This is a genomic window from Myxococcus stipitatus DSM 14675 (assembly GCF_000331735.1).
Classification (GTDB): Bacteria; Myxococcota; Myxococcia; order Myxococcales; family Myxococcaceae; genus Myxococcus; species Myxococcus stipitatus.
Map to the genome: position 1 here is coordinate 1689734 of NC_020126.1, position 12066 is coordinate 1701799.

Annotated in this window: 12 protein-coding genes; 4 read left to right on the forward strand and 8 right to left on the reverse strand. The window is 70.5% G+C overall.

Going from position 1 to position 12066, the window contains the following annotated elements; all coding sequences use genetic code 11:
- The first annotated feature begins 11 nt into the window (after positions 1 to 11).
- Entirely contained in the window at positions 12 to 1013 is a 1002-nt protein-coding gene (locus MYSTI_RS06765; protein WP_015346972.1) for an NAD(P)H-dependent glycerol-3-phosphate dehydrogenase, read from the forward strand.
- 49 nt (positions 1014 to 1062) lie between these two features.
- Positions 1063 to 2301: an MFS transporter gene (locus MYSTI_RS06770; protein ID WP_044279148.1), complete on the forward strand. Its 1239-nt coding sequence runs from the start codon at positions 1063 to 1065 to the stop codon at positions 2299 to 2301.
- A gap of 7 nt (positions 2302 to 2308) precedes the next feature.
- Here the strand turns inward: MYSTI_RS06770 and MYSTI_RS06775 are convergent, their stop codons facing one another.
- The 8 genes from MYSTI_RS06775 to MYSTI_RS06810 are packed head-to-tail and all read right to left on the reverse strand — an operon-like array spanning position 2309 to position 9758.
- Positions 2309 to 3379 carry a M20/M25/M40 family metallo-hydrolase gene (locus tag MYSTI_RS06775; RefSeq protein WP_015346974.1) on the reverse strand — a complete coding sequence of 357 codons (1071 nt, stop codon included), beginning with the start codon at positions 3377 to 3379 and terminating at the stop codon, positions 2309 to 2311.
- Positions 3366 to 4223, reverse strand: coding sequence for a [LysW]-aminoadipate kinase (locus MYSTI_RS06780; RefSeq protein ID WP_015346975.1), 858 nt, complete (start codon positions 4221 to 4223; stop codon positions 3366 to 3368). Before MYSTI_RS06780 ends, MYSTI_RS06775 begins: the two co-directional genes overlap by 14 nt.
- Positions 4220 to 4999 (reverse strand): SDR family oxidoreductase, encoded by a 780-nt coding sequence (locus MYSTI_RS06785; RefSeq protein WP_015346976.1) that lies wholly within the window; start codon positions 4997 to 4999, stop codon positions 4220 to 4222. Before MYSTI_RS06785 ends, MYSTI_RS06780 begins: the two co-directional genes overlap by 4 nt.
- The gene (locus tag MYSTI_RS06790) at positions 4977 to 5975 is read right to left on the reverse strand and encodes a sulfotransferase (protein ID WP_015346977.1); all 999 of its coding nucleotides are present in this window, start codon (positions 5973 to 5975) and stop codon (positions 4977 to 4979) included. Before MYSTI_RS06790 ends, MYSTI_RS06785 begins: the two co-directional genes overlap by 23 nt.
- A 25-nt stretch (positions 5976 to 6000) precedes the next feature.
- A complete protein-coding gene (gene argC / locus MYSTI_RS06795) occupies positions 6001 to 7041 on the reverse strand; it encodes an N-acetyl-gamma-glutamyl-phosphate reductase (RefSeq protein WP_015346978.1) in 1041 nt (346 codons plus the stop codon).
- A complete protein-coding gene (locus MYSTI_RS06800; protein ID WP_015346979.1) occupies positions 7038 to 7880 on the reverse strand; it encodes a RimK family alpha-L-glutamate ligase in 843 nt (280 codons plus the stop codon). Before MYSTI_RS06800 ends, argC begins: the two co-directional genes overlap by 4 nt.
- Positions 7881 to 7914: 34 nt before the next feature.
- On the reverse strand, positions 7915 to 8952 hold the full coding sequence (locus tag MYSTI_RS06805; protein ID WP_015346980.1) for a transketolase family protein: 1038 nt from the start codon (positions 8950 to 8952) through the stop codon (positions 7915 to 7917).
- Entirely contained in the window at positions 8949 to 9758 is an 810-nt protein-coding gene (locus MYSTI_RS06810) for a thiamine pyrophosphate-binding protein (RefSeq protein WP_015346981.1), read from the reverse strand. The genes MYSTI_RS06805 and MYSTI_RS06810 overlap by 4 nt, the downstream gene beginning before the upstream one ends.
- A gap of 224 nt (positions 9759 to 9982) precedes the next feature.
- On the opposite strand from MYSTI_RS06810, the gene MYSTI_RS06815 reads away from it, so the two are divergent.
- Together MYSTI_RS06815 and MYSTI_RS06820 are read left to right on the forward strand one after the other, a co-directional pair.
- Positions 9983 to 11668, forward strand: a complete 1686-nt coding sequence (locus tag MYSTI_RS06815; RefSeq protein ID WP_015346982.1) for an AMP-binding protein — start codon at positions 9983 to 9985, stop codon at positions 11666 to 11668.
- A gap of 32 nt (positions 11669 to 11700) precedes the next feature.
- Entirely contained in the window at positions 11701 to 11967 is a 267-nt protein-coding gene (locus tag MYSTI_RS06820; RefSeq protein WP_015346983.1) for a phosphopantetheine-binding protein, read from the forward strand.
- The last annotated feature ends 99 nt before the right edge of the window (positions 11968 to 12066 follow it).

The following is a 12066-nucleotide window of genomic DNA, read 5'->3' on the forward strand; positions in this document are numbered from 1 at the left end:
CGAGGTCTTCCATGCGAGGCAGTGTCATCGGCTCCGGCTCTTTCGGTACGGCCCTGGCGAACGTGCTGGCGGCCAACTGCGACGAGGTCCGCCTCTGGGGTCGCGAGCAGTCGGTGGTGGACTCCATCAACACCCGGCATGAGAACCCCACCTACCTGCCGGGCATCCCCATCTCCGAGCGCGTGCGCGCCACCAAGGACCTGGAGGAGGCGCTGACGGGCTCGGAGTTGGTGGTGCTGGCCACGCCCAGCCACGCCACGCGCGAGGTGCTGGCCCGCGCCAAGGACTTCCTGCCCAGCCACGTGCCCATCGTCACGGTGTCCAAGGGCATCGAGAACGAGACGCTGCTGACGATGACGGAGCTGTTGGAGGACTGCCTGCCGGAGTCCTTCCACCCGTACATCGCCGTGCTGTCCGGCCCCAGCTTCGCCAAGGAGCTGGCGCGGCGCATGCCCACGGTGGTGACCATCGCGTCGCACTGGGACAAGGTGGCGGTGCGCTGCCAGAAGGCGCTCCAGACGGAGACCTTCCGCAGCTACACGTCCACGGACGTGGTGGGCGTGCAGTACGGCGGCGCGCTGAAGAACGTCATCGCCATCGCCGCGGGCATGGCGGACGGCCTGGGCATGGGCCACAACGCCCGCGCGGCCATCATCACCCGCGGCCTGGCGGAAATCACCCGGCTGGCGGTGCGCAAGGGCGCCAACCCCCTGACGCTGTCGGGCCTGTCCGGCATGGGCGACCTGGTGCTGACGTGTACGGGCGAGTTGAGCCGCAACCGTCACGTGGGCATGGAGCTGGGCAAGGGCCGGAAGTTGGAGGACATCCTTTCCCAGATGAAGGAGGTCGCGGAGGGCGTGAAGACGGCGCGCAGCGCGCGGGACCTGTCGCTCAAGACGGGCGTGGAGCTGCCCATCTGCCAGCAGGTGTATCTGATTGCCTACGAGGGCAAGAACGCGAAGTCGGCGGTGGTGGACCTGATGACGCGTCAGCCCAAGTCGGAGCTCGTGTGACGGAGTGGGTGTGCGCGCGGAATGAGGGGCTGTTACAACAACAGTCCTCGTGACCACCGCGTCCGCTGAGTCCCTCTCGTCGTTCCGAGCCTTCCGTCATCGTGAGTTCGTCGCCATGTGGTTGGGGGCGCTGGTCTCCAACGTCGGCACCTGGATGGAGGTGCTCGCGCTGGGGGTCTTCGTCACCGAGATGACGGGCCGCGCGGAGTGGACGGGCGGGGTCGCGGCGCTCACGTACCTGCCTTCGCTCATCCTCTCCCCGCTGGGCGGCGCGCTGGCGGACCGCTTCGACCGGCGCGTGTACATCGCGGTGTGCGCGCTGGCGCAGGCGCTGCTCGCGGGCGTGCTGGCCGCGCTGGCCTTCAACGGCCGGCTCACGGTGGAGGCCGTGGCGGTCATCTCCTTCCTCAACGGCTGTGTGCACGTCGTCTCGGGGCCGGGCTTCACCGCGCTGCTCGCGGGGCTGGTGCCGAAGGAGGACCTGCACAGCGCGCTGACGCTCACGTCCGCGCAGTTCAACCTGGGGCGCATCCTGGGGCCGGTGGTGGCCGCGTGGGGACTGGCCATGGGGGGCGTGGCCTGGGTGCTCCTGGCCAATGCGGTGTCGTTCGGCGCGGTGCTGCTGGCGGTGGCGCAGGTGAAGTCGGAGGCGCAGGTCGCGCGGCCCGCGACGCAGGAGGGCTTCTGGAGTCAGCTCTCCGCGGGCGTGCGCATGGCGCGCGGCGACGCGGTGATCTGGGGCGCGATGCTGGGGTTGTTCATGGTCGCCATCTTCATCTCGCCCTTCATCGCGCTGGTGCCGGTGTTCGCGCTCCAGGTGTTGGGGGCGGGGGCCTCCGCCGCGTCGATGCTCATCTCGATGCAGGGGCTGGGGGCGCTGTTGGCCTCGGGGTTGGTGGGGCCCCTGTCCGCGCGCTGGGGACGGGAGCGGGTGCTGGACATCGCGATGGTGGTGATGGGGCCGGTGACGGCGATGTACTGGCTGTCGCCCACGTTGCCCGTGGCGATGGGGACGATGTTCGTGGTGGGCGCGTTCTATCTGGTGCTGATTGCCGGGCTGAACACGCGCTGCCAGGAGCGCACGCCTCGGGAGCTCCAGGGGCGGGTGAGCAGCCTCGCGATGTTGTTGATCAACGTGGGGTACTCGTTCGGCGTCTGGGCGCAGGGGGCGCTCGCGGACCGCGTGGGCGTGAGGCCCACGACGGCGGGCGCGGCGGTGTTGTTCCTGGGCGTGGTGCTGATGGTTCGGCTGCGACGCGCGCGAGGCGTGGCGGTCGCGAGCACCTGACGCGGGCTCAGCGCGAGCGGTTGGCGGCGGGGAGCAGGGCCAGGACGCGGGCCAGCACGGCGACGCCTTCTTCGTACTCGGGCAGCTCGATGTGCTCGTGGGGCGTGTGGTCCAGGGACGAGTCCCCGGGGCCGTAGGCGACGGTGGGCACGTTCCAGGTGCTGGCCACGGTGTTCCAGTCGGAGGTGCCGGCCTTGACGCGAAGGGTGGGGCGTGCGCCTCGCTCTCGGATGGACTGCTTGAAGGCGCGGGTGAGCGGGTCGTTTCCGTCGGTGGAGACGGCCTGCTTGGCGGACACGGTCTTCACGCGGACGTCGGGGACGCTGGAGAGGCAGGAGACAAGGGTGTCCACCTCGGTGGTGGGGCCGGTGCGGACGTTGAGCTGGGCGGTGGCCCACTCGGTGTCTTCGTCGGTGCCGGTGTGGAAGGAGAGCAGGGCGGGGATGTCCTGCTCGAAGAGGGAGGCGCCGGTGTTGCGCTCATCGCAGCGGCGGCGCAGGGCGTTCCACGAGTCGACGAGGCGCTCGGCCGGGGCGCGGTAGCCACGGCTGGCGGTGTGGCGGCGCGCGGCGCGGTACTCGAGCTCCAGGCGGACGAGTCCCTTGTAGCCGACGGTGATGGCGTGAGCGCCGCTGGGCTCGCCGTTGATGACGAAGTCGGGTCGGTGGTGGTCGCGTGCGTGGAAGGCGCCTCGGGTGATGGCGACCTCCTCCTCGACGCAGCCGAGGAGCAGGAAGCGCTTGCCGGCGCGCTCGGAGTCCTCGAGCAGCTCCACGGCCTCGATGAAGGCGGCGAGGGCGCCCTTCGCGTCGACGGCGCCACGGCCGAAGAGGCGCGTGCCGTCGAGCCGCACGGGGATTTCGCCAGGGACCGTGTCGATGTGGCCGAGCAGCGCGACGCACGTGTCGCCGTCACCGAGGCTGGCCACGGTGTTGCCTGCTTCGTCCACGTGGGCACGCCAGCCCCGGTGCTCCAGTCGCTGCACGAGGGCGCGGGAGAAGACCGCCTCGTGATGGCTCGGGCTGTAGTGCTCCAACATCCACCGCAAGAGCTCCGCGCTCTGCTCACGCGCCCGCATGGGCCACCTTCCGAGGAGACGTCAGTTGTGTGCCGGCCTCGTTCGCGAGCGCGGACAGCACGGGGCGCTCGATGCGGGACGCGGTGACGTAGGCGGAAGGAACGCCTCCCGCGAGCGCCCGGCGCGCGGCCTCCAGCTTGTACCGCATGCGCCCCTTCGCGAAGCCCATCACCCGCTCCACGTCATCGCTCGCGCGGATGAGGGTGGTGGGGTCGGCCGGGTCCTCCAGCAGCCCCGCCACGTTGGAGAGCATCACCAGCGCCCGCGCCCCCAACGCCGAGGCGATGGACGCGGCCACCTGGTCCGCATCCACGTTCACCAACACCCCTTCCTCCGTCACGGCCGGAGGGCAGAGGACCGGCGTCTGCCCCGCCTCCAGCAGCACGCGCAACAGCCGCGTGTTCACCTCCGTGATCTCCCCCGCGAGGTGACTCCGGTCGATGCGAGTGCGCGCTCCCTCCTGGAGCTTCAGGGGGGGCCGGCGCCGAGCCACGAGCACCCGTCCATCCGCGCCACACAGCCCCAGCGCCTCCACGCCCCGCGCGAGCAGCGCGAGCACCGCGCGCTTGTTCACATCCCCCACCCACGCCATCGTCAGCACCCGCAGCGCGGCCTCATTCGTGAGCCGCACCACGTTACCCGACGCCGTCAGCGCCTCGGGGCGCTCCATCCCCAGCGAGGCCAGGAGCGAATCCCCCGCCTCCGAGCCCCCATTCACCACCACCACCTGCTCGCCCCGCCGACGCAGCTCCGCCACGTCGGCGCAGACGTTGTCCAGGTCCACGCCGGCCGCGCCGCCAATCTTCACCACCAGCGGCGCGCTGCCCCGAGGCAACGTGCTCATCCGACCACGCTCGCACCACCGTCCACCAACTGCACCGTGCCGGTGATGAACGAAGCGCGCTCGCTCGCGAGGAACGCCGCCGCCGCCGCGAACTCCTCCGGGCGACCCACGCGGCGCATCGGGATGTGCGCCGCCATGGCGCGAAGCCCCGCCTCCACGTCCCCCGCCTTGGCGCCCGCCGTGCGCTCCACCGGAGGGGTCCGCGTGTAGCCCGGCGCGAGCACGTTGACGGTGATGCCGCAGTCCCCCAGCTCCTGCACCAGCGCGGCCGAGAAGCCGACGATGCCCAGCCGCGACATGCCGGACAGCGCGAACCGCGCCACGGGGCGCACCACCGTCTCCGAGGTGATGAACAGCAGCCGTCCCCACTGTCCGGCCTTCATGAACGGCAATGAGGCCAGCGCCAGGTTGATGGCGGGCAGCATCACCGTGTCGACGGCCTCCTGATACGCCATGATGTCGAACTGGGTCGCCGGCCCCGGCGGCGGGCCCGCGCTGTTCGTGACGACGATGTGCGGTCCGCCCAGCTTCCCAGCGACCTCCTCCACCCACGCGCGAGAAGCGCTGTGCTCCCGCAGGTCCACGCGAGAGGTCAGCACCTTGCCTCCGCGAGACAGCGAGCGCAGGTGTTGCTCCGCGCGCGCGAGGCGGTCCGCGTCGCGCGCGGCAATCGCGACGTGCGCCCCTTCCTTCACCAGCTCCTCGGCGACGGCGAGCCCCAGTCCGCTGGAGCCTCCCGCGACGAGCGCGACCTTATTGGCGAGTCCCAGTTCCAAGTGTCTCCCTCCTGGAGTCTCCAGCGTTCACGACGGGCTCCGGCCCCGGGGCAGCGGGCGCGGGGGGCGGAGGCCCTCGGTAGTGATAGCGGCCCGTCAGCGGCCACGCGAGCGTGGACACCAGGGCCTTCACCCGAGGCACCAGGTCCTTGCGCCACGCATCGTCACCCGGCCGCAGCAGCGTGGTGCCGCTGAGGAACCGGTCCGGATTCCCCGTGACGGTGTGGTTGCGGCCCAGCTCCACGGTGCGGCCCCGCACGGGATTGGCCGAGCGCTCCACCTGGATGAGCTCCAGGAGCGAGTCCACCGTGGCCGCCGGGGCGGCGATGAAGTCCTCGTAGCGCAGGAACAGCGAGCGCTCCGGGTAGCGGCGCGTGACGAGCTCCGAGGCCACGTTGAAGCCGAACCAGTACGCGGTGCTGAGCGCGGCGGACATGGGGACGACGTACTGCTTCGTCTTCGTCCACGAGTGCGCGACGGCGCGAGGGTCTCTCACCAGGTGCAGGTAGTACGGGGTGATGCCGTCCACATGCGGCAGCAGCGCCGCCTCCGAGGGGAACTTGCCGCTGTCGATGATGATGTGGCTCCCCGTCGCGTCGGCGATGGTGCGGTACGTCCGCGCGAGCAGCCGCGCATGCTCATACAGCTCGGTCGAGGGGTTCTCCTGCCGGAGCACGCGCCACGTGTGCCGGGTGCGCACGGTGGCCCGCTGCCGTCGCACGACACGCGCGGCGTGGGCCTGTGGAGACTCGCCCGGGGACAGGTCCTGCTCCAGCACCTTGGACCAGAGCGGGCACTGCACCAGGTGGGCGCCGCAGCCGCACAAGGTGTTGGAGCCGTTCCCGTAGGCGTTCTTCCACAGGAAGCTCAGCTCGCCGGTGTGGAAGCAGCCCGCCACCTCGTTGAGCACGTTGCCGATGATGGTGCTCCCGCTGCGGCACCAGCCGGTGATGTAGAGGACGGTGAGCGTGCTCATGGAGGGAGCCTTTCGCGCGTTCGCGTCAGAGGGGGTGGAGGCCGCGGAAGCCGAGGCCCTCCGTTTCGGGTCTGCCCAGCATCAGGTTGAGCGCGTGGATGGCTGTCCCCGCGGCGCCCTTCACCAGGTTGTCCAGCGCGGCGTTCACCACGATGCGTCCGCGCTCCGCGTCCACGTCCACCGCCAGCTCGCAGTGGTTGGTGCCCGCCAGCGGCGCGGGCTCGGGGAAGGGGGACGCGCTCGCGTTGGCGCGCAGGAGGTGGACGAAGGGGTGCTCGCGGTACGTGGTGGCGAGCACGCGCAGCGGCTCGGCTGCGTCCTCCAGCGGACGGGCGGCGAAGGCGTGCACCGTGGCCAGCACCCCGCGCACGCTGGGCACCGCCGTCGCGCTGAAGTGGACGATGGGGCGCATGCCCGCGAGGTGCTCGGTGGCGGACTCGATTTCGCCCGTGTGTCGATGGCCCACCGGCCGGTAGCAGCGCAGGGCGGAGGCCCGCTCGGGGTGATGCGAGGACCGGTCCGCAGTCGCGCCTCCGCCGGAGGAGCCCGTCTTCGCGTCGACGACCACCTCGGGGCGGACGAGCCCCGCGCGAGCCAGTGGCAGCAGCGCGAGGAGCGCCGCATGCGCCATGCACCCTGGCACCGCGACGTAGCGCGCTCCCTGGAGCGTGTCGCGAGTCCACTCCGGAAGTCCGTAGACGAACCGGGGGAGCTCGACGGAGCGGGGCGCGCGGGGATACCAGCGCGCGTGCTCCGCGGCCTCCAGGCGGAAGTCCGCGCTCAGGTCGATGATGCGTCCCGCGCGAGGGCTCACCTGGGGCCAGCGGCGGATGAGCTCGCCCGACGGCATGCAGGTGACCAGCACGTCGCACGGCTCCAGCGCGTCGTGGGGCGAGAAGCGCAGCGTGCTCTGTCCGCGCAGGTGCGGATGAGGGAAGTCGAGCCGCTTGCCCGCGTGCTGCTCGGACGTGGCCTGGACCAGCTCCACCGCCGGGTGGGCGAGCAGCAGGCGGAGCACCTCGCCCCCGGCGTAGCCGCCCGCTCCGAGCACCGCGATGCGCGTCATCGCGTGGCCCCCAGGATGTAGTCCGCCATCAGCTCCGGGAGCGGGATGCGGGTGGACTCGATGCTCCGCGCGAACTCCACGCAGTGGTTGATTTCATTCACCATCACCTCGCCCTCTCGCGTCTCCAGCAGGTCCACGGCCACCATCTCCCCACCCACGGCACGGGCGGCGCGCTCGGCGAGCCGGGCATGGGGGGCGGGGACTTCGTAGCGCTCGGGCACGGCGCCTCGGGCGGTGTTCGTCACCCAGTGCTCGGAGCGCCGGCGCATGCCGCCCACGGCTTCTCCGATGACGTAGACGCGCAAGTCGTAGCCCGGCTTGTCGATGTACTGCTGCACGAGCGCGACATGCTCCTGCGCGCCGCCCATCTCGAAGCGCATGGACATCATCCCCTCGGCCGCGTGGGTGCCGTCCACGCGCGCGACCATGCGGCCCCACGAGCCGAGCACGGGCTTCGTCACGCACGGATAGCCGCGCCGGTCCATCTCCGCGACGCAGGCGTCCTGCTCGAAGCCGAGGAAGGACCAGGGCATGGGGATGTCCTGCTCCGCCAGCGCCAGCGTGGTGAGCGCCTTGTCCCCGCACGTGGCGATGGCGCGCGCGGTGTTGAGCACCCGCGAGCCCTTCACCTCCAGGATGGCGGCGAGGTAGCGCGCGCGGGTGAAGGACATGCCGCGCATCACCACCGTGCCGCCGTCCTTCCAGCGCTCCCGGCTCAGCGAGAGCACCATGTCGGAGTCCGCGTGTGTCTCCACGGTGCAGCCGCGCGCGCGCAGCGCGTCCGTGAGCATGCGCTCCTCGGTGCGCATCCGCGTGTAGACGAGGTCGACCTTCTTCATCGCGAGGTCCCTTGCTCCGGAGCACGGCGGCGCATCAGCCCCTCCTGGACGCGGGCGCCAGCGCCGCGAGCCGGGGGCGGGGCAGGGCGCCGAGAATCTTCTCCACCAGCGCCGGGGCCTCCAGCCCGTGCCGCTGGAGCAGCGCCTCATGGCTGCCCGCCGTGGAGTCGAAGCGGTCCTGGATGCCCGCGCGCAGCACCCGGCGGCCCAGCCCGTGGGTGGCCACGCTCTCGCACACCGCGCCGCCAAGCCCGCCGAGGATGGAGTGCTCCTCCACCGTGACGAGCAACCGCGTGCGCTCCGCGGTGTCGAGGATGGCCTCCTCGTCGAAGGGCTTGAGCGTGTGGACGTTCACCACGCGCGAGGACACGCCCTGCGCCTCGAGCCGTGTCGCCACGTCCAGCGCGACGCTCACGCCGACCTCTCCATGGGCGACGAGGCCCACGTCGCTCCCCTCGCGCAGGCACATCGCGCGTCCCAGCGCGAACGCGGGCCGCGCATCCTCCAACCGGGTGACGCGGTTGCGCCCGAGCCGCAGGTACACCGGCCCCTCGTGCTCCAGCAGCGCGCGCGTGGCTTGAATCGTCTCCAGGCCGTCGGCGGGAGACACCACCATCATCCCCGGCATGGCGCGCAGGAGGGCCAGGTCCTCGAGGGCGTGGTGGGTGGGGCCGAAGAACGCGCCCGACAGCCCCCCGTAGTCGCAGACGAGCTTCACGTTGGCCTGGGCGTAGGCCATGCCCAGCCGCACCTGCTCACACGCGCGCAGCGCACCGAAGGGCGCGAAGGTATGGGCGAAGACGACGTGCCCGGTGGAGGCCAGTCCACACGCGATGTCGAGCATCGCCGCCTCGCAGATGCCCAGGTTGATGAAGCGCGCCGGGTGCCGCGCGGCGAACGGGTCTCCTCCCCCCGCCAGGTCGGCCTCGAGCAGCACGAGCCGCTCCTCCGCGTCCGCGAGCCGCGCGAGCGTGTGGCGGAACACCTGTCGGTTGGACAGGCCCGGTTGCTCGCGCAGCCAGTCCGCCGGGGCCGACAACAGGTCGGTGCCGCTCGACGTGGGACTCGTCACGGCGTCACCTCTCCCAGGGATGCGAGCGCGCGCCGGAGCTGCTCCGCGTTGAAGGTGGCGTAGTGCGGACCCTTGCCTCGGAACAGGGGCACCCCCGCGCCCTTGCGCGTGTTGGCGACGAGCGCGCGCGGTGCCTCGCTGGGCGCCTCCAGCGCGCTGCCCAGCGCCTCCAGGTCGTGCCCGTCCACCTCGACGGTGCTCCAGCCGAAGGCGCGCAGCCTGTCCACCAGCTGGGCCTGCGAGAGGATGGACTCGGTGGGCCCATCGTTCTGCCCGCCGTTGCGGTCCACGAGCACGGTGAGCCGCGAGAGGCGGTGCTGCGCGGCCACCTGCAACGCCTCCCAGTTGGAGCCCTCGCCCATCTCGCCATCTCCACAGACGACGAACACCCGGTTGGCGCGCTGTCTCAGCCGGTGGCCCAGCGCGAGCCCCACGCCCAACCCCACGCCATGCCCCAGGCTTCCGGTGGGAAACTCAACCCCTGGCACCGCCGCATTCACATGTCCAGTGAAAGGACTGTCATCGGCGTTGTAGCGTTGCACCAGTTCTTCAGTATCAATGAAATCAAACTCAGCGAGCGCGGCGTAGAGCCCCGCGGCCGCATGTCCCTTTGAGAGAATGAGTGAGTCACGCTCCTCCCATCGGGGCTCCCGGGGACGGAACTTCATCACCCGTCCGAGCAGCACCACGAGCAGCTCCACCATCGACAGCGAGCCGCCCAGATGGCAGCCCGTGGGCGTGGCTGCGAGCCGGAGAATGGTCCTTCGAATGCGTCGGGCGCGCTCGTCGAGAGATACCTGGGCCATGGGGGTCACGCCGGTGGATGCGGCCAGGTGTCATCGTCGGTGGTGGACGCACAATCCTGGCTTACCGATTCAAAGTAGGAAACCGAGTGCGTGCCCGTCAATGTGAGTGATAAGGCCAGTGGGTGTAGACATGTGAGCTTTCGCCGTCTTGATGGTTTTACCCGCGAATGCCTATGGTCTCGGCGGCCAGGGAATCCCACGCGGTCCAGGGAAGGGTGCGGACGATGGACGCACGGTTTGGAAGCGGCCCCTCGTTGGAGAAGTCGGCGCTGTACCGGAGCAAGGGATGGTGGCGGGACGAGACGGTGCTCGACGACTTGCGTCGCTCCATCCATCGCCACCCGGACAAGACAGCGATTGTTTCAGTTCGTTACTTCGCGAAGGACGTCCTGCGGCTGAGCTATGCGGAGTTGGGACGCTACGCGGAGCGCTTCGCCGGGGCGCTGCTGTCGCTGGGGGTGGGCCGTGGCGAGTTGGTGGCGGTGCAGCTCCCCAACTGGTGGCAGTTCACCGCGTTGGCACTGGCGTGCGCGCGCATCGGCGCCATCATCGCGCCCATTCCTCCGGACTACCGGCGCCGCGAGGTGGAGTTCATCCTGGGGCGGACGGAGTCGTCCGTCTACGTAGGCCCCCTGAGCTGGAGCGGGCACTCGCACCGCGACATGCTGCGCGAGGCACGCGCCTCGCTGCCCGCGCTCGAGCACCGCGTCTTCATCGGCGCGGGGGCCCATGCGTCGGAGGCGGGGGAGCTGGACTTCGATGCGTACTTCCTGGAGCGGCGCTGGGAGGAGCAGGTGTCCTCGGCGGAGCTGGATGCCCGGTCGGCGCGCGCGGACGACATCTGCAATGTCCTCTACACGTCCGGGACGACGGGCGAGCCCAAGGGCGTCATCCACTCCCACAACACCAACTTCGGCATCACCCGCGCGCTGGTGGAGACGATGGCGCTGGGCGCGGACGACGTCGTGTGCCTGCCGTCGCTGCTCACGGCGTCGAGCGGCTTCACCTACCTGTACCTGATGCCGGTGATGCTGGGCGCGACGTCTGTCTACATGGACGTCGGGGACCCGGAGCTGACGCTGCGCTGCATCGAGGAGCACGGCGTCACGTTCATGTATGGGATTCCCACGTACGTGATGAACGTCATCGCCGCGAAGAAGAAGCGGGGCGGTGACACGTCGTCGCTGCGGCGGCTGTCCACGGGCTCCATCCCCGTGCCCCCGCACCTCATCGCGGCGGTGCGCGAGAGCCTGGGCGTCCCGCTGCACACGCTGTGGGGGATGACGGAGAACGGGGCGGTGACGCTGACGCGGCGGGATGACCCGCCCGACTGGCCGTCGAGCAGCGATGGCAGGCCCGTGGAGTGGATGGAGGTGAAGATCATCCCCGCGCTGGCCGAGGACGGCTCGCCCTATCCGGAGGGCACGGGGCGGCTGCTCGTGCGCGGCGCCAGCCAGTGCCTGGGCTACTTCAAGCGCGAGGACCTCTATCGCGCGTGTGTCGACGCGGAGGGGTGGTTCGACACGGGGGACCTGGCGCGGGACGACGGGCGAGGCGGCATCCGCATCGTCGGGCGCCTCAAGGACGTCATCTTCCGCTTCGGCCAGAAGGTGCCCGTGGTGGAGGTGGAGTCCGCGCTGTACTCGCACCCGAAGGTGCGGGAGGTGGCGGTCATCGGGCACTCGGACGACCGCATCGGCGGAGAGCGGGTGTGCGCGGTGGTGGTGCCTCGCGACGAGGCGCCCTCGCTGGACGAGCTGCGCCACCACCTGAAGGGCCTGGGGATGTCCAACCAGTATTGGCCGGACCGCCTGGAGGTCGTCGAGGAGATGCCGAAGACGCCGTCAGGGAAGATTCGCAAGTACCTGCTGCGCGAGCGATTGAAGGGGCCCACCGCGAAGGGGGGTTGAGTGTCGCGCCATCATCCAGAAGGGGAGTACACGTGAGCACTGACACGCGCACCACGCCGCTGATGCGGCAGCTCGAGGGGTACTGGCGCGAACTGCTCGGGGCGGAGGTCGTGAGGCCCGAGGACCACTTCCTGGAAGTGGGTGGCAACTCGTTGATGGCGACGATGCTGGCCAACCGCATCGAGGACGAGCTGGGCATCCAGCTCTCCATGGTGGACCTGTTCAACACGCTGGAGCACGTCACGACGGCCTGCGAAGCGCTCCTGCGAGAGCAGGGGCGCACCTTCCCGTCGGCGTGAGTCGAGGCAGTCCAGGCCCGGGTGCCCCTGCCCCGCGGCGGGAGCCCGGGCGTGTGCCTTCGTGTCATCGCGTTTCATCTGCTGGAGTCGAGGTTCCAT